Here is a 17843-nt window from a genome sequence, read left to right as displayed (position 1 = left end):
CTTAGCGCACAATACCTCGTGAAGAGGTCGCCACAAAATCAGCCATGATCTTAACCTCGGGCGTGCTTTGCGCCATTTCATTCAACAACTCAACCGCTTCGTCTGCTCGATGACCATTACGGTATAGCACCTTGTAGGCACGGCGTAATTGCATAATGACGTCTTTATCAAAACCGCGACGTTTCAAGCCTTCACTATTGATACCATGTGGCGTGCTTTTATCACCGCCTATCATGACATAGGGAGGTACGTCACGCAGCACGATTGCTCCGCCTGCTACAAAGCTATGTGAGCCAATATGGCAGAACTGATGAAAGGCTGTCATACCGCCTAAAATAACGTGATCGCCAATGTGCACGTGGCCTGCTAACGTCGCATTATTCGCCAAAATGCTGTTATCGCCGATAACGCAATCATGGGCAACATGGGCGTAAGCCATAAACAAATTATGTGAGCCAATTTGAGTCAACGCTTTATCTTGAGCTGTGCCACGATGGACAGTGACTGATTCGCGAAAAACGTTATTATCGCCAATGTTCAAATAGGTATCTTCGCCAGCATATTTTTTGTCTTGGCAGTCTTCACCAATGGAACCGAACTGAAAGAATCGGTTGTTTTTGCCAATCTTAGTGTGGCCTTTTACGACTACATGAGATTCAAGTACGGTGCCTGAGCCAATTTCAACATTAGCGCCGATAAGACAATAAGGACCAATTTTCACATCATCGGCGATAATCGCCGAAGGATGAATGATAGCTGTAGAATGTATCACGTTATAGTTTCCGCATTGCACACATGAATTCGGCTTCACAAACGGCTTTGCCATCTACGCTGCCAACACCGTGGAATTTCCAGATACCGCGACGCTCTTTTATAAGACGCACGTCCATATCTAAACGATCACCAGGCACGACGGGATGTTTAAAGCGCGCTTTATCTATCCCTGCATACAAATATAAATCGTCACTATTGCCTGCAGTTTTAAAGCCTAACACGCCTGCAGCTTGTGCTAATGCTTCTAAGATGAGTACCCCAGGGAAAATAGGCTTACCCGGAAAATGGCCAGTGAAGCACGGCTCATTGAAGGTAATGTTTTTATAGGCTGTGATCGATTCACCTAAGGTATAGTCCGTAACACGATCAAGTAATAAAAATGGGTAACGGTGGGGTAAAAGCTCAAGAATCTCTTCGATTCCAAGCTGATTGATATTATTAACCAACAGGTTATCTCCTCAATTAAGTCACCAATTGGCGAGGTGACTTATTTTAAATGCGATTTTTCGAGTGTTTTGACACGCTGATTGAGGGTGCTAAGGTTACGCAACGCCACTGCATTTTTTCGCCACTCTCGGTTTTCAATAGCGGGCATTCCGGAAGAGTAAACGCCAGGTTTGTCTATGGCTTTTGTCACCATACTCATCCCCGTAATATAAACGTTATCACAAATTTCCATATGTCCGTTAATTGCCACCATGCCACCAATTGTACAATTGCGGCCAATAGTAACACTTCCGGCGACAACTGTGCATCCAGCGATAGCAGTGTTCTCACCAATAATCACATTGTGTGCAACTTGACACTGATTATCGATAATTACACCATTACCAATAATGGTGTCATCAAGCGCACCACGATCAATAGTACTACTGGCACCCACTTCAACACGATCACCTAGGATAACCGTGCCTAACTGAGGTATTTTAACCCAACGGCCTTTGTCATTTGCATAACCAAAACCATCAGCACCAATCACAGTGGCAGATTGTATTAAACAGTCTTGCCCTAGTACTACGCGATGATACAGAGTGACATTTGCCCACAACTTAGTATTGGCACCAACACTTACGCCTTTACCAATAAAGCAGCCGGGGCCAATTTGTACGTGATCTGCTAGCTTAACACCCGATTCAATAACGGCATGCGCGCCAATACTAACGTTATCACCCAATTCAACATCATCAGCTATCACCGCTAAAGGTGAAATGCCGTCGGCCGAACGAGGAGTAGAGTCAAGTAATTGTGCTGCGAGTGCAAACCCAACATAGGGATTGTCCATCACTAATGCTGAGCACTGACAATGCGATAAATCTTCGGATTTTAAAATAACGGCCTGAGCGGCCGTTTTTTCAAGCTGGCTACGATACCGACTATTCGACAAAAATGAAATCTGACCATTGCCCGCTGACGCCAATGTAGACAGTGAATGGATTTGCGTATCACCACTGTCGCCATCAGCAAGATGTAGCGTGGCTCCAATTTTATCAGCTAATTGCTGTAAGCTAACTGTTTGATTCAAAGTCAGACCTTATTATCGATTGTAACGTGCGTCCTACTGGACTTATTTTACTTTGCTAACCTGCTCTAATACTTTCTTAGAGATATCATCTTCTGGATTAATAAAAGCAACTGCATTGGCGTTTAATATAACGTCATATTTTTCTTTAGCTGCAACAACGTCAATTGACTGTTTGATGAAACCAAGCAATTTATTTTGCTCTTCTTTCAAACGACCTTGAACTTCTTGTTGAAGCGGCTGTGCTTTGGCTGCATATTCTTCACGAAGGGCATTAATTTTGCCTTCAAGTTCAGTTTTTTCTTTGCCGCTCATAGTCGCTGCATCACGTTGATTCTTCTCAATGTAATACTTTATGTCTTTTTCCAAGCGGCTAACTTCTTCAGTTTTGTCTTTAAATTCTGCCGCTAAGTCTTGTTGAATTGTGGCTGCTTGAGGCATAGATTGGAAAATACCTTGTACGTTAACCGCACCGATTTTTTGCTCTGCCAATGCTGCATTACTGAATGCTGCTGCGCCAATTAATGCCCCTGCTACAAGACTTTTAGTAAATGTTTTCAAAAGATACTCCTGATTTTTAATCGTTATTTTTCTCAGCACTAAACAATACTGGATTTAGAATGTTTGACCAATGTTAAAAGAGAAAAACTTCGTGTCATCCCCTTCTCTTGATTCAATCGCTTTAGAGAAGCTGAATACCATAGGTCCCATAGGCGACAACCATTGTACAGAAAGACCACCAGAAGCTCTATACAACTTGTAATCACTGTAATCTTCTAATGGATCGTTGTTAAACTGTTGATTAAGCGTTAAATCTTTATAGCGGTCATACCTAAACTCAGTATCCCAAACGTTACCTACGTCCACAAACAAGCTAGTCCGTACCGAATTATCGAAGTCAGCTTCCACAAACGGAGTAGGCACGATTAACTCGACACCACCTAGGATCATGGCGTTACCGCCAAGTGAACGAGACGAAATAGTCACAGTGTCGTTAACTGGGCTGCCGTAGATAATATTGCCGTCGATATCACGGATGACTGAAGGGGTAAGCTGCACACCACGTGGGCCAACTGTGTTGTTTTCAAAACCGCGCAGTGAATCATTACCACCGGCACCGAAGTTTTGGTTAAATGGTAATATTTGGTCTACGCCATAGGCGGTGCCATAACCGTTACCATAACCTAACTTCAAGCGAGCCAAGAATGACCAACGTTGATTACGAGACAATGGGAAATAAAACTTGGTATCCACTTCGGTTTTAAAGTAGTTAACGTCAGAATTCGGCGTGGTGATACTGAACGATGCACGTTGCGATGAACCAGCAGTTGGGAAAACACCACGGTTTAACGTAGAGCGGATCCAAGCGACTGACGCTAAGAAGCTATCGTATTTAATAGAGTCGTCTGGGTTACTTTCATCCACAAATTGATTATAAAAGCGGGTCGTCTGCTCGTAAGAAGTACTTTGGAACAACTCAACATTACTGTATGTCAAACCAAAGTTAATGCGGTTGAACTCATCAATAGGATAACCGACGTTTGCCCCGACAGAATATTGCTTAGAGTTATACTGAATAAAACCAGCGCTTTCGCCATCAAACTCGCTATAGCCTACTGAGCCACCTAAGCTGATGCCGTCTATGGTGAAATACGGGTCTGTATAAGAAATCTGAGCACTTTTTTGATATGACGTTGTACTCAGGTTCAATGCGATACGTTTACCTGTACCTAAGAAGTTATCTTGTTGGATACCCGCTTGTAAGCTCAGCTTGGTTCTATCACCGTAACCGATACCCGCATTGAATGAACCAGAAGCTTGCTCTTTTACGCTGAAGTTAACGTCAACTTTATCGTCTTCGCCAGGCAGGCGAACAGTTTCAAAATCAACTGTTTCCATGTAAGTCAAACGAGAAAGTGCGTTTTTGGAAGATTCAAGCGTTGCATTTGATAGCCATGCACCTTCCATCTGCGTCACTGACTGACGTAACACTTCATCGGCAGTGCCAATGTTGCCTTCAAAGTTAATACGACGAACATAAATACGTTTGCCAGGGTCCACAGATAAGGTCAACTTAACCGTTTTATCTTCTTCATTAATATCAGGAATGGTTGTAACTGTTGGATAAGCGTAACCAAATCGACCAAAATACTTACTGATAAATTCTTCTGTGTACGTTACCTCAGCCTGGTTATATAACTCACCAGGCGTGATAGGCAATACAAGCTTTAAGTAATCTTCATGACCTAATAACTCACCGACCAATTCCACTTCAGAGACTTTATACTGCTCGCCTTCTTCAATATTTAAGGTGACGTATATACCTGCTTTCTCGGGTGTCATGGAAACTTGCGTCGATTCAATATCGAACTTCAGATAGCCACGATCTTTGTAATAACTTGTGACCGTTTCCATATCGCCTGTTAGAGTTTGTTTCTGATAACGGGTTTCGGATAGGAAGTCCCACCATGGGGCATCGAATTTCAATTCCATTTGCTCGAACAAAGTAGCGTCATCAAAAATGGTGTTACCAACAATGTTGATCTGCTCAATTTTGGCCGCATCGCCCTCTTCGAAAAGCAACTTTAGGTCAACACGATTACGTGGCAAAGGCGTAATGATCGCGCTTACATCGGCGTTATATTTACCAATACTGTAATAGAAGTCTTTTAAGCCATTTTCGATAGAGGTCAGCACGGTTTTATCCAGTGGCTCACCTAAACGAATATTGCTGCCGTCTAAACTTTCTTGTAGCTGCTCGTCTTTGATGTCGTCATTGCCTTCAAGAATAATATTACTGATAGTGGGGCGTTCTTTCACCTTAACCACCAGTACATCGCCGTCACGCAGCACTTCAATGCTCTCGAAATGCGTTGATGCATACAATGAGCGAATAGCCTGTGCTATTCGGAAGCTATTCATTTCATCACCGACTTTAACCGGCAAGTAGGTCAATGCCGCACCAAGGGCTACACGTTGCAGACCTTCGACTTTAATATCAGAAACGACAAATTCACTTTCTTGGGCCGACTTTGCCATATTGGCAACGGATAACATCAATCCTGCAGCAACTAACTGTTTAAACTTCATTTATTACCATTCTTCCTAAGCGCACATATGTTTGTGCTTTGACCAATTTGGCCGATAAAAATTATAAACGCGTAATGTCGTTAATGATGGCGATACTCATAAACAGGAGTAATAATAAGCCACCTATTTTAAAACCAATCTCTTGTACAGAGTCCGGAACGGGTCGACCACGTAAAAGCTCTATAAAGTAATAGAGTAAGTGTCCACCATCAAGCACCGGAATGGGTAAAAGGTTAATAATTCCCAAATTGACGCTAATTAACGCTAAAAAGCTCAGAAAATACACTATTCCTGAGCTCGCACTCATCCCAGCACCCTGGGCAATGGAAATCGGTCCACTGAGGTTTTTAACCGACACATCACCTGTAATTAACTTTCCTAGCATTTCGACGCTAAGGGTCATCAGACGCCATGTTTTGTCGCTCGCCTGAACAACAGCGTCAATCAGACCGTATTGGTGAGTGAATAAAACCCCTTTCGGCCATGGTGCTAACGTTGGGCTGACACCCAAGTAACCAATCTCATCTTCACCATCGTGGCGCGAGCCTAACATGCCGCTCAACCTAACAACACGCTCGTCTCTTAACACCTCAATGACAACGTCAGCATTGGGACGCTTCGCAACATAACTGACTATTTGTTCCCAATTTGCCATGGTAGTTCCATCTACCTGCTGAATTTTATCTCCAACCTTCAAACCAAGTTGCTCAGCAGCAGAGTTTTCAGCCACCAAACCAACGATACTCAAGACTTCTGGTCGATACACAGACAAACCTAAACTCTCAATTGCGGAGTCTTTGTCCGGATCAAATTGCCAAGTGCTCAAATTCAACACTTTAGTTTGTTCAACAGGGCTATTTGGCAACGCAATAGTGAGCGGCAGAGTATCATTGCCAATATATGAAATCAGCTCTAGATTCACCGCTTGCCAATCGATGGTGCCTCGCTCTCCTACTCGCTTGATAATAGAGCCTTCCATCAACCCAGCTTGACTGGCGATACTGTCTGGCTTTATTTCACCGAGCATCGGCTTAATAGTTTGAACGCCAATAAGGTACATCACGAATAAGGCAAATATGGCGAAAATAAAGTTGGTTAACGGGCCAGCAGCGATAATAGCAATCCGTTTGAGTACGTGCTGACGATTAAAGGCATGAGGTAAATCTTCTTCTGCTACGTCGTCTACTCGTTCGTCGAGCATTTTAACGTAACCACCCAAAGGTATGGCAGCTATAACGTATTCAGTGCCTAGCTTATCCGTGCGACGCCAAAGAGCTTTACCGAAGCCGACGGAAAAACGCTCGACTTTGACTCCGCAGCGCCTAGCAACCCAAAAGTGCCCCCATTCGTGCACAGCCACTAAAATACCCAGCGCAATAACGAACGACGCTAAACTCCATAAAAAGCCTAACATTAGCGCGCCTCTCTTGAGTAAGATGAAATAATTTGTTGTGCCTGACTACGACATTCCTTATCCCACTCAACAATCGCATTGATGTCATCGAGCTGACATCCTTGCATTTGTGCTACGCATTGCTGATTGACTTGGGCAATTTGGCTAAAACCAATTTGTCCTGATAAGAAAGCTGCCACAGCCACTTCGTTCGCTGCATTTAATGCGGTTGTAGCGTATTGGCCTGCATCAGAGGCTTCTATTGCCAAATATAAATTGGGATAGCGCTGTGGTTCAGGTTCGTCGAAACTAAAATTGCTCACGGTTTGGAAATCCAGAGGTTTGACCCCTGAATCAATGCGTTTTGGAAACGCTAAGCCATGGGCAATCGGCGTGCGCATATCAGGGTTGCCCATTTGGGCTAACACTGAACCGTCGCAATACTGCACCATAGAATGAATAATACTCTGTGGATGCAATACCACTTTGATGTCACTCGTTTGTAAGCCAAATAACCAACGGGCTTCGATAAACTCCAAGCCTTTATTCATCATAGTGGCGGAATCAACCGATATCTTTTGTCCCATATCCCAATTAGGGTGAGCACATGCTTGAGCAGGTGTCATCTCAGATAAACGATTTAACGGCGTTTCCCGAAACGGTCCTCCTGAGCCGGTTAACAAGATACTGCTGATCCCACAGGACGCCAAATCACCGTATTGATAATCATGAGGCAAACACTGAAATATAGCGTTGTGTTCACTGTCAATAGGCAATATCGTTGCGCCATGTTCTTTGGCTGCGTTAATGAATAACTCGCCAGACATCACCAACGATTCTTTGTTGGCCAATAATACTTTTTTGCCCGCTTTAACCGCCGCGATAGTAGGTAACAAACCCGCACCACCGACAATAGCGGCCATCACGACATCAACCTCATGGGCACTGGCAACATCGGCTAACGCTTGCGCGCCTGACAGAAGTTCTGTTTTTATTCCACTGGCGAGTAATGCTTGTTTGGCATGTTGATAGCTAGCGCCGTTGGATAACACAAGATACTTAGGTTCGCACAGTTTGGCTTGCTCAAGGAGCTTATCTATTTGGCTATGAGCTGTTAACGCATAAACCTGATATAAATCGGGATGGCGCAACACCACATCAATAGTGCTTTGTCCAATAGAGCCTGTTGCGCCTAATATACAAATATTTTGCATTAAGCCATCCACGAAACATAGCAAAAGGCAAAAACAGGAAATGCCGCCGTTAAGCTGTCAATGCGATCTAAGATACCGCCATGTCCAGGCAATAAGTTTCCACTGTCTTTGATACCCGCACAGCGTTTAAGCATACTTTCATTCAAATCGCCTAATGCAGATACCGCAACCGTCAAACCGCCAATTAAAATGTTGATCCAAATTCGGCTGGGGTCAACGGCATAATGAAGTGCAGCAAAAGCGATAATAAGCGAAGAGGCCCCGACGCCTCCCATTAGGCCTTCAAATGTTTTACCGGGAGAGACTCTCGGGCGTAATTTAGTACGACCAAACTTAACCCCCACAAAGAATGCTCCTATATCGGCAGCCCATACTATGCCTAGCACATAGAAAATAAGTGAAGCGCCATAAAAACTATCAACGTCATACAAGCTAGTGCGCAATGAGATGATAGCGACCCAAGTCGGTATCAACGTAAGTAGCCCAAATACGCCTTGAATGCCTCTTCGTGTGCGCCAAAATGAGCTGAAGCGCGGATAGGCAATGATCATCAATAACGAGATGAACCACCACAGTGCGGCTATACCCAAAATATAATGGTAAAGGCTATTCAGCTGGCCTTGATACCATATATTTTCCACGTCTATGGTAAAGGTGAAATAGCTACATATAGCCACCACAATAAGTGTATATATGGCTTTGGTTTGGCGGGTAACAAACCCCGACATATTCGCCCATTCCCATGCGCCTAATCCAAGCACACCAATCATGGCAATTTCGAAACCAAGCATAGGTAAAAATAAAATCGAACACAGTACCAGCGGTGCTAACACCAGTGCGGTCAGAATACGTTCTCTCAACATTGTGAGCCCTCAGAAGCGGAAGTGGAGATAACTGCAAGCGAACCTGTCATTAACTGACCTGTTCGCCTGTCATCCCGTAGCGACGTTGCCTATCGGCAAAGTTATCGATGGCAAGTTGGAATGCGTCTTCGTTGAAATCCGGCCAGTAGGTATCGGTAAAATACAATTCCGCGTAAGCAACTTGCCACAACAGAAAATTACTAATACGGGTTTCACCACCGGTACGAATGAGTAAATCGAGTTCAGGAAGGTCAGCGCAACAGGTATAACGGTTGAGCATGGCTTCGTCGATTTGCTCACATTCGAGCGAGCCCTCTTTGACCTGCTCAGCCAACGCCTTGGTGGCGTTGAGAATATCCCAGCGACCACCGTAATTCGCAGCAATGTTGAGAATTAGGCCATCGTTGTTTTCAGTTAACGCCTCAGCATCTTGAATTTGCGCAACCAGCTTTTTGTCGAAGCGACTAGTATCACCAATAACGCGTAATTTAACGTTATTTTTGTGCAGTTTCTTAACTTCACTGCTCAATACCATTTTAAACAGCTCCATTAGCACCCCCACTTCTTCTTGAGGGCGATTCCAGTTTTCACTGCTAAAGGCAAATAAGGTTAAGACTTTGATATTATTTTTAAGAGAAAAGGACACAGAAGCGCGAACACCTTTGACACCAGCACGATGGCCGAAGGTTCGTATCTTGCCTTTCTTTTTGGCCCAACGACCGTTGCCATCCATAATGATCGCAACGTGCTGGGGCACGAGTTTACTGGTCGATTGTGATTCTGAATTCATTTATCAGGCAACCACTACACTTCCATTAACTCTGTTTCTTTCGCTGCTAAGATGTCATCGATTTGCTTTACGAATTCATCTGTCAGCTTTTGAATAGCGTCTTCACCGCGGTGAGCATCATCTTCGCTGATTTCTTTTTCTTTCAGCAACTCTTTGATATCGCCATTGGCGTCACGACGAATATTACGCACAGCAACACGACCGCCTTCTGCTTCATTGCGAACCACGCGGATCAAATCTTTACGGCGCTCTTCTGTCAATGCTGGCATAGGAATACGAATTACCGTACCTGCACTCATTGGGTTTAACCCTAAATCTGACTGCATGATTGCTTTTTCAACGGCTTGTGCTGCGCTTTTGTCAAATACAGTCAAGGCAAGTGTGCGTGAGTCTTCAGCTATCACGTTAGCCAATTGCTTTAACGGAGTCGGCGCGCCGTAATATGGCACCATGATGCTATCTAATAAGCTAGGATGGGCACGACCGGTGCGAATTTTGGTAAATTGGCCGCGTAACGCAAGCACGCTTTTTTCCATGCGCTGACGCGCGTCTACATTGATTTCATCAATCATAAAATGTCTTCCTAATTAATTATCTTGTTTTTCTGGATGGCAAATTACGGTACCAACATCTTCACCAAGCACAACTGCGCGTAAGCAACCTGGGGTATTCATATTAAAAACGCGAATAGGGATATTGTGATCTCGTGCTAGCGTAAATGCCGCCAAGTCCATCACTTTTAATTCTTTGTCTAATACTTCTGAGTAAGACAAGGTTTTGTATAACACTGCATCTGGATTTTTCGCAGGGTCTGAATCATATACACCGTCTACTTTAGTGCCCTTAAGCACAGCATCGGCTTCTATTTCAATACCACGCAAACAGGCGGCTGAGTCAGTTGTGAAGAACGGGTTCCCCGTACCTGCTGCAAAAATTACAACGCGACCAGATTTTAATAAACTAATAGCTTCAGCCCAGTTGTAGGCATCACATACGCCATTAAGTGGAATGGCTGACATTAAACGAGCATTCACAAATGCACGATGCAGCGCATCACGCATGGCTAAACCGTTCATAACGGTCGCGAGCATACCCATGTGATCGCCAACAACACGATTCATGCCTGCTTTTGCTAAACCTTCGCCGCGGAATAAATTACCGCCGCCTATGACTAAGCCAACTTCAATACCCAGTTCAACCAATTCTTTTATTTCTTGGGCCATACGCTCAAGAACTTTCGGATCAATCCCAAAGCCTTCCTCGCCCATTAAGGCTTCGCCACTTAGCTTTAGCAATATTCTACGATAGGCATGTTTAGGTGTTGTACTCATCGGCAGGCTGTTCCTTATTTAACGAATAATGGGGGTCAATAACTCTCGGTATAACAATGTACGTCTTAGCATACAGGCATTACCTAAGTTGCTTTTGTGCGCACATAGTTCAACGCTTGGCGCTAAACTTAGGCGTTAAGAACCTAAATGTACTGAATTTCAAAGTACGTGCCGTTATACAGCTTGGTCCACATATAAAAAGGCACCTCAATTTGAGGTGCCAATAGTTTATATGACATTAGCTTTTCGCAAAAGCAAATGGCGCAATTATTTCTTAGCAGCGGCCATTTGTGCAGCTACTTCAGCAGCAAAGTCTTCTTCTTTCTTCTCAATACCTTCACCTACTTCGAAACGTACGAAGTTGATAACGTCAGCATTTTTTGCTTTAAGCAATTGTGCTACAGACGTTGAAGGATCTTTAATGAAAGCTTGGCCAGTTAGGCTTACTTCAGAAGTGAACTTGTTCATGCGACCAGAAACCATCTTCTCAGCGATGTCAGCAGGCTTGCCTGACTGCATAGCGATATCAAGTTGAATTTCTTTTTCTTTAGCAACAACTTCAGCTGGTACGTCAGTTGGCTTAACGAACTGAGGGTTAGCTGCCGCAACGTGCATAGCGATGTCTTTCGCAAGCTCTTCGTCGCCACCTTGAAGGATAGCGATAACGCCGATACGGCCGCCGTGTACGTATGCGCCAAGGTTATCACCTTCAACAGAGATAACACGACGCGGAGAAATGTTTTCGCCAATTTTAGCAACCAAAGTATCACGTGCGTCACTTATTTTAACGCCGTCAACCACTGAATCGTTCAACGTTTCAATGTCATTGATTTTATTAGCAGACGCCACTTCGATCAATTTGCTACCGAATGCGATGAAACCTTCGTCACGAGCAACGAAATCAGTTTCACTGTTCAACTCGATCATTGTTGCTACACCGTTAGCAACTTTGGTCAAGATAACGCCTTCAGCGGCGATACGACCTGCTTTTTTAGCCGCTTTTGCTTGGCCATTTTTACGCATATTTTCAATTGCTAGCTCGATGTCACCGTTCGCTTCAACTAGTGCATTTTTACAATCCAACATACCTGCAGCGGTACGCTCGCGTAATTCTTTAACTAGGGCTGCTGTCACTGCCATTGTCGTTTCCTCAGCAATATAATGTACTTAAATTAGGATTAAAAAACAGGGGCATTAGCCCCTGTTAGATTTTCGTGTCATGCACATTTGTGCATTAACAGACTGACTCAATAGGAATATTAAAGGGGCTGATTACTCAGCAGCTTCAACAAACTCACCTTCTTCAGCCTGTACTTCAATGTTCTTCTCACGACCTTCGATAACGGCGTCAGCAGCAGAGTTCAAGTAAAGTTGAACTGCACGGATCGCATCATCGTTACCAGGAATGATGTAATCAACACCATCTGGGTTTGAGTTTGTGTCGACGATAGAAACAACTGGAATACCAAGGTTACGCGCTTCGGTAATCGCAATGTGCTCGTGATCAGCATCAACAACGAAAAGACAATCAGGAAGACCGCCCATGTTTTTGATCCCGCCCAAGCTGTTTTCTAGCTTAGCCATTTCGCGTTGTAACATAAGCACTTCTTTCTTAGTGATTTTGTCGAACGTACCGTCTTGGCTTTGTTGCTCTAGATCTTTCAAGCGCTTGATTGATTGACGAACTGTTTTCCAGTTAGTCAACATGCCGCCTAACCAACGTTTGTTAACGTAGAATTGGTCACATTTAACTGCCGCGTCACGAACTGAATCACTTGCTGCACGTTTAGTACCAACAAAAAGGATTTTACCTTTCTTTGAAGCAACGCCGCCGATGTAATTCAACGCATTGTTGAATAACGGAACCGTTTTTTCTAAGTTAATGATGTGAACTTTGTTACGAGCGCCAAAGATGAAAGGTTTCATTTTTGGGTTCCAGTAACGAGTTTGGTGACCGAAGTGAACGCCTGCTTGAAGCATATCGCGCATTGATACATTTGCCATTATATTAGTTTCCTTAATATGGGGTTAGGCCTCCATACATCCCAGGTCTCGATCTGTGCAGACGAATCTTGCACAAACACCCCGAAAACTGTGTCGATGTATGTGTGTTATTAAATATAAGTTAGTCGCTGTAAATAACCGTTTTATGACAAGTTCAGAAGAACATATTAATGAACAGTTGTTTCAGCGGGGCGCTTTATATCACGAGAATGAGATAAATTCAAGTTTGGGTATAGGCGCTATACACCAGCGCCTTGAAAAGTTAAGATATAACCACATTTATTAAGACCCGAAAAAATTAGGACATTGCTTTGCCAGCTACTATAAAAACCGCACAAGAAATTGAAAAAATGCGCGTTGCCGGGCGACTCGCAGCAGATGTATTACAAATGATTGGTCCCCACGTCAAAAAAGGCGTGACCACAGATGAATTGAACCAAATTTGTCACGATTACATCGTTAATGAACAACAGGCCATCCCTGCCCCGTTGAATTACGGTAATCCGCCGTTTCCTAAGTCTATCTGTACCTCTGTTAATCATGTTATCTGTCACGGCATTCCGGCTGACAAAAAATTAAAAGACGGCGACAGTGTGAATATCGATGTTACCGTTATAAAAGACGGTTACCACGGTGACACGTCAAAAATGTTTGTGGTTGGCAAACCAAGCATTATGACTGATCGCCTTATCCGCGTAACCCAAGAGGCACTTTACATCGGTATTAAGATGGTAAAGCCAGGTGTGCGTTTAGGTGACATTGGCCATGCCATACAGCAACATGCCGAAGGACATAACTATTCGATTGTACGCGAATACTGCGGCCACGGTATCGGCGCTAACTTCCATGAAGAGCCACAGGTCGTTCATTATGGTCGCCCAAACACAGGTGAAGTGTTAGAAGCTGGCATGTGTTTTACCATCGAACCTATGGTGAATGCAGGTAAGCGTTATTCTAAAGTGTTGCCTGATGACTGGACCGTCGTCACCAAAGATCGCAGCCTTAGCGCTCAATGGGAGCACACCTTATTAGTCACTGAAACCGGGGTGGAAATTCTTACCCTGCGGGACGATGAGGAAATAGAGCGCGTCATTAATCATTAAGCGTCATTCGAAAACTCTTTTCTAAGCTTATGATAAATAATTAATTCTTGCCGGAATTAGTTATTTGTCATCAGGCTTTAATTAGACGAACCTTAAGAGTATATCTGTGTAATTAAATCGTCATTCAATTGAATAAAGGACCGTATCTTGTCTTTGCAAACGTTAATAAATCAAATCCAACTTATTCAATCCACTGACGACATTCCTGCATTTAAAGCCTGCATCAGCGATAGTTACGACTGGTTAGAAAGTGAGTTTACCCGAGTCGATGTAGACAGCCTTGTTCTTGGTCGTGCTACCTTTGTTGACGCTCTTTTATGCCATGCATGGGAACTACTCGACCTGCATAAAGAAACTAAAATAGCATTGGTGGCTGTAGGAGGTTACGGTAGAGGCCAACTGCAACCCTATTCAGATATTGACCTGTTGCTACTTAGCCCTAGTTCTCTTTCTCAAGCCCAGCAAAATACCATAGGTCAGTTTATCACCTTTTTGTGGGATGTTGGTTTAGACATAGGCCAATCAGTTCGCACCATAAAAGAAACTGTTTCTTTAGCGCGTGGTGATGTCACCATAGCAACAAATTTGGTCGAAGCTAGGCTTTTGACAGGCAACCAAGATACCTTTTTAACTCTGAATAAAAAGCTTCATGGGCGCGGTTATTGGACTAGCAAAGACTTTTTTATCGCTAAATCAAAAGAACAGCAAATACGCCATTCTAAATTTAAAGGCACCTCTTATAACCTCGAACCGAATGTGAAAGAGAGCCCTGGCTGCCTGCGTGATATACAAAATATCGGCTGGATAGCCAAGAAACACTTTAAGGTGATGAAGGGCACGGAACTAGTAGAACGCGGTTACTTCACTGAGCAAGAATTTCAAGAGCTGCTAGAGTGCCGCTCTAACTTATGGCGCATAAGATTTGCACTGCATATGCAAGCTGGCCGCAGCGAAAATCGCTTATTATTTGATTATCAAAACGATGTAGCCAGCCGCTTAGGTTATGGTGATGATGGTAAGGCATCTGTCGAGCGCATGATGAAATCGTTTTTCAGAACGGTAAGGCGTATTAGTGAGCTTAACGAAATGTTATTGCAACGCTTTGGCCACGACGTATTACATATCAAAGTCAAAGATCGCTCAATTATCAATCCAAGCTTTGAAATTGCTGACGGTCTACTCGCCACGCGGCATGACAACGTATTCAATGAGCCAGAAGACATTCTGCAGTGCCTATTACTGATTGCAGATACGCCGCAAATCGAAGGTTTGCATTCAAGTGTACTCAGCCAACTACGCTTAGCTCGTCGCAAGTTTCATAGTCAATATTACTGCGAAATTCCTCGCTGTCGCACGCTGTTCATTGAACTGATGCAACACCCAGATTTCTTTGGTCTAGGTTGGGACATAATGCATAAGCACGGAATTTTGCAGTCTTATTTGCCGCAATGGGATCATATTGTTGGCATGATGCAATTCGACTTATTTCATGCATACACTGTTGATGAACACACCCATCGTTTAGTTAAGAACGTTTTTCAATACAGTCAGGGCAATGCAGGCTTTCCTCGTTGTAGCCGTATAGTGCGTAACCTAGACAAACCTGAGCTGTTATACATTGCCTCTATCTTTCATGATATTGGTAAAGGCCGTAACGGTGACCACTCTAAATTAGGTGCTAAAGATGTCGCCGAGTTTTGCGCCATGCATGACATTAATGATAAAGACGCCGAACTCATCGCTTGGTTAGTTGAAAGCCATCTAATGATGTCAGTCATTGCTCAGCGCCGCGATATTTACGACCCAGAGGTGATCAACGAATTTGCGGGTAATGTGCGCACGCACAATCACCTTAATCACCTTTATGTGCTTACACTGGCTGATATTCGTGCCACCAATGACAACCTATGGAATGACTGGAAAGCCACCCTACTACGTGAACTGTATTTGCTCACGCAAAAAGCCTTAGATAACGGCTTGGAATGCAAGGTTGCTTTGCAAGATAGAATTGACGAACATCAGACCAAAGCAAAAAGATTACTGGTAAACCGCGGCGTAAATGAAAGCCAAGTTGAACAGTTTTGGAAACGCTTAACGGACGATTACTTTGTGCGTTTCAAGCCCGATCAAATTGCGTGGCATGCGGGCGTTATTCTAGCTGCCCACCCTATGACAGATGATTTTTTACTCGTAGAAGCCAATGAACACACCGCTAAATCGGGTACAGAATTACTGGTGTATGGTAAAGATAAAATCAACTTGTTCGCTCAGGTTGCATCTGTGCTTGATAGCCGCAACTGTTCAATTCATGATGCACAAATCATGAAAACCAATGATGGCTACGTTTTTGACAGCTTCATTGTGTTGGAACAATCTGGAGACAGGATTGACTCGGCGAGTCGCTTAAGCAGTTTAAAAGAAGCTGTGACCAATCAGCTAAACAAGCCGGGTGAAGAGCACCAGAACCGCCGTAAAATGTCCCGTCAAATGAAACAGCTGGACGTACCCACAAAAGTCCGGTTTTATTCCAGTCAGCCTGATGTCACTTTGGTTGAACTCGAAGCATTAGATGCGCCAGGGTTATTGGCGAAAGTGGGGAACCTATTGGTGGAAATGGAGTTTTCATTACGTATGGCTAAAATCGCTACGATCGGCGAGCGAGCTGAAGATTTATTCATCATTAGCAATAGTGACGAAAAAGCCTTAACGCAAAACCAGGAAATTGAGCTTAAAAAGCGCTTGTCTGAAACCCTAGATTAACACCGACCAACACCAGTGAGCTCATTACTTCACATCGACAGTAAGAGCTCACTGTCATGATACTTTCAAATTACCGTCACTTTACTGTAAAACCCTGCTTTTAGCCTAAGTCCTAAACAGCTAAAGGGTTTTACCATGAAAAACACACTGGTTTATCGCGCACATTACCGTACAGTTTGGTTATCTGATATTCACCTAGGTAGTAAAGACTGTAAAGCTGAATACTTGCTCGACTTCTTAGATCATTCAACAATTGAGACATTGTACCTAGTAGGTGACATTATCGATATGTGGGCAATGAGTAAGCAATTCCGCTGGCCTGAAGCGCACAACAAGGTGCTGCACAAACTCATGTGTTTATCAAAGGAAGACACTCGCGTTATCTTTTTGCCCGGCAATCATGACGCTCCACTGCAAAAGTACGATGGCATCACCTTTGGTGAAATTGAGATAGCTAGAGAAGCCATTCACACCACCGCAGACGGCAAAAAATTATTGGTACTTCATGGCGATCAGTTTGACCAAGAAGTTTGCTTCGGGCCCCTCCAGTCATGGATAGGTGATAAGGCATATGATTTTTTATTATTTATTAATCGCTGGTATAATCGCGCTCGCACATCGCTTAAATTCCCTTATTGGTCATTGGCTGGCTATTTAAAGAGCCATATAAAAGAGGCTAATAAAGCCATTAGTCGTTATAAGTATGCGTGTATTAACCGCGCAACAGAAATGGACCTAGACGGCGTCATTTGTGGGCATATTCACCACCCAGAAGTTGATACCATCCAAGGAAAAACCTATTACAACGATGGAGACTGGATTGAGAACTGTTCAGCTTTAACCGAATTAGCAAGTGGTGAAATAAAGCTAATTTACTGGACGCAAACGGCTCACGCCAGCAACCTATTCAACCTACGTATGAGCAAAACAAAAAGTCAAAACAAAGCGGCCTGATGGTTACTTTCGCCCTTTGTAACTGTAATCAAATTGCCATTTAACTAG

Annotated in this window: 16 protein-coding genes; 3 read left to right on the top strand and 13 right to left on the bottom strand. The window is 43.7% G+C overall.

Going from position 1 to position 17843, the window contains the following annotated elements; all coding sequences use genetic code 11:
* Position 1 precedes the first annotated feature (1 nt).
* The 13 genes from lpxA to rpsB form a co-directional block, all read right to left on the bottom strand.
* A complete protein-coding gene (gene lpxA, locus GMES_RS07935; protein WP_006992117.1) occupies positions 2–772 on the bottom strand; it encodes an acyl-ACP--UDP-N-acetylglucosamine O-acyltransferase in 771 nt (256 codons plus the stop codon).
* Position 773: 1 nt separating this feature from the next.
* Positions 774–1220 (bottom strand): 3-hydroxyacyl-ACP dehydratase FabZ, encoded by a 447-nt coding sequence (fabZ, locus tag GMES_RS07930; protein WP_006992116.1) that lies wholly within the window; start codon positions 1218–1220, stop codon positions 774–776.
* 41 nt (positions 1221–1261) lie between these two features.
* Positions 1262–2296: a UDP-3-O-(3-hydroxymyristoyl)glucosamine N-acyltransferase gene (lpxD, locus tag GMES_RS07925; RefSeq protein WP_006992115.1), complete on the bottom strand. Its 1035-nt coding sequence runs from the start codon at positions 2294–2296 to the stop codon at positions 1262–1264.
* Positions 2297–2338: 42 nt separating this feature from the next.
* Positions 2339–2854, bottom strand: coding sequence for an OmpH family outer membrane protein (locus GMES_RS07920; RefSeq protein WP_006992114.1), 516 nt, complete (start codon positions 2852–2854; stop codon positions 2339–2341).
* A gap of 54 nt (positions 2855–2908) precedes the next feature.
* Positions 2909–5383, bottom strand: a complete 2475-nt coding sequence (bamA, locus tag GMES_RS07915; RefSeq protein ID WP_006992113.1) for an outer membrane protein assembly factor BamA — start codon at positions 5381–5383, stop codon at positions 2909–2911.
* A gap of 61 nt (positions 5384–5444) precedes the next feature.
* Positions 5445–6797 (bottom strand): sigma E protease regulator RseP, encoded by a 1353-nt coding sequence (rseP, locus tag GMES_RS07910; protein WP_006992112.1) that lies wholly within the window; start codon positions 6795–6797, stop codon positions 5445–5447.
* Positions 6797–7990 (bottom strand): 1-deoxy-D-xylulose-5-phosphate reductoisomerase, encoded by a 1194-nt coding sequence (gene ispC, locus GMES_RS07905; RefSeq protein WP_006992111.1) that lies wholly within the window; start codon positions 7988–7990, stop codon positions 6797–6799. The genes rseP and ispC overlap by 1 nt, the downstream gene beginning before the upstream one ends.
* Complete coding sequence (locus GMES_RS07900) at positions 7990–8853, bottom strand: phosphatidate cytidylyltransferase (RefSeq protein ID WP_006992110.1); 864 nt, start codon at positions 8851–8853, stop codon at positions 7990–7992. The genes ispC and GMES_RS07900 overlap by 1 nt, the downstream gene beginning before the upstream one ends.
* 49 nt (positions 8854–8902) lie before the next feature.
* Positions 8903–9643 (bottom strand): polyprenyl diphosphate synthase, encoded by a 741-nt coding sequence (gene uppS / locus GMES_RS07895; protein ID WP_006992109.1) that lies wholly within the window; start codon positions 9641–9643, stop codon positions 8903–8905.
* A 14-nt stretch (positions 9644–9657) separates the two neighbouring features.
* A complete protein-coding gene (frr, locus tag GMES_RS07890; RefSeq protein WP_006992108.1) occupies positions 9658–10215 on the bottom strand; it encodes a ribosome recycling factor in 558 nt (185 codons plus the stop codon).
* A gap of 15 nt (positions 10216–10230) precedes the next feature.
* Positions 10231–10974 (bottom strand): UMP kinase, encoded by a 744-nt coding sequence (gene pyrH, locus GMES_RS07885; RefSeq protein ID WP_006992107.1) that lies wholly within the window; start codon positions 10972–10974, stop codon positions 10231–10233.
* A 267-nt stretch (positions 10975–11241) separates the two neighbouring features.
* Entirely contained in the window at positions 11242–12114 is an 873-nt protein-coding gene (gene tsf, locus GMES_RS07880) for a translation elongation factor Ts (protein ID WP_006992106.1), read from the bottom strand.
* Positions 12115–12246: 132 nt separating this feature from the next.
* Complete coding sequence (gene rpsB / locus GMES_RS07875) at positions 12247–12978, bottom strand: 30S ribosomal protein S2 (RefSeq protein WP_006992105.1); 732 nt, start codon at positions 12976–12978, stop codon at positions 12247–12249.
* Positions 12979–13289: 311 nt separating this feature from the next.
* Here rpsB and map point away from each other — a divergent pair, with 311 nt between their 5' ends.
* The 3 genes from map to GMES_RS07860 all read left to right on the top strand — a co-directional run bounded on the left by map (position 13290) and on the right by GMES_RS07860 (position 17795).
* The gene (gene map / locus GMES_RS07870) at positions 13290–14081 is read left to right on the top strand and encodes a type I methionyl aminopeptidase (protein WP_006992104.1); all 792 of its coding nucleotides are present in this window, start codon (positions 13290–13292) and stop codon (positions 14079–14081) included.
* Between the two features lie 147 nt (positions 14082–14228).
* Positions 14229–16841, top strand: coding sequence for a [protein-PII] uridylyltransferase (glnD, locus tag GMES_RS07865; protein WP_006992103.1), 2613 nt, complete (start codon positions 14229–14231; stop codon positions 16839–16841).
* 135 nt (positions 16842–16976) lie between these two features.
* Positions 16977–17795 (top strand): UDP-2,3-diacylglucosamine diphosphatase, encoded by an 819-nt coding sequence (locus GMES_RS07860; protein ID WP_006992102.1) that lies wholly within the window; start codon positions 16977–16979, stop codon positions 17793–17795.
* The last annotated feature ends 48 nt before the right edge of the window (positions 17796–17843 follow it).

Origin of the sequence: Paraglaciecola mesophila KMM 241 (genome assembly GCF_000315015.1) — a bacterium.
GTDB lineage: Bacteria > Pseudomonadota > Gammaproteobacteria > Enterobacterales > Alteromonadaceae > Paraglaciecola > Paraglaciecola mesophila.
The sequence above is the reverse complement of the archived record's forward strand: the minus strand, read 5'-3'. Positions and strand labels throughout refer to the sequence as shown.

Coding starts and splice junctions, on each gene's coding strand:
- uppS (WP_006992109.1), bottom strand. CDS start 9,643: ATGAATTCAGAATCACAATCGACCAGTAAACTCGTGCCCCAGCACGTT.
- bamA (WP_006992113.1), bottom strand. CDS start 5,383: ATGAAGTTTAAACAGTTAGTTGCTGCAGGATTGATGTTATCCGTTGCC.
- ispC (WP_006992111.1), bottom strand. CDS start 7,990: ATGCAAAATATTTGTATATTAGGCGCAACAGGCTCTATTGGACAAAGC.
- rpsB (WP_006992105.1), bottom strand. CDS start 12,978: ATGGCAAATGTATCAATGCGCGATATGCTTCAAGCAGGCGTTCACTTC.
- GMES_RS07860 (WP_006992102.1), top strand. CDS start 16,977: ATGAAAAACACACTGGTTTATCGCGCACATTACCGTACAGTTTGGTTA.
- tsf (WP_006992106.1), bottom strand. CDS start 12,114: ATGGCAGTGACAGCAGCCCTAGTTAAAGAATTACGCGAGCGTACCGCT.
- rseP (WP_006992112.1), bottom strand. CDS start 6,797: ATGTTAGGCTTTTTATGGAGTTTAGCGTCGTTCGTTATTGCGCTGGGT.
- frr (WP_006992108.1), bottom strand. CDS start 10,215: ATGATTGATGAAATCAATGTAGACGCGCGTCAGCGCATGGAAAAAAGC.
- GMES_RS07900 (WP_006992110.1), bottom strand. CDS start 8,853: ATGTTGAGAGAACGTATTCTGACCGCACTGGTGTTAGCACCGCTGGTA.
- pyrH (WP_006992107.1), bottom strand. CDS start 10,974: ATGAGTACAACACCTAAACATGCCTATCGTAGAATATTGCTAAAGCTA.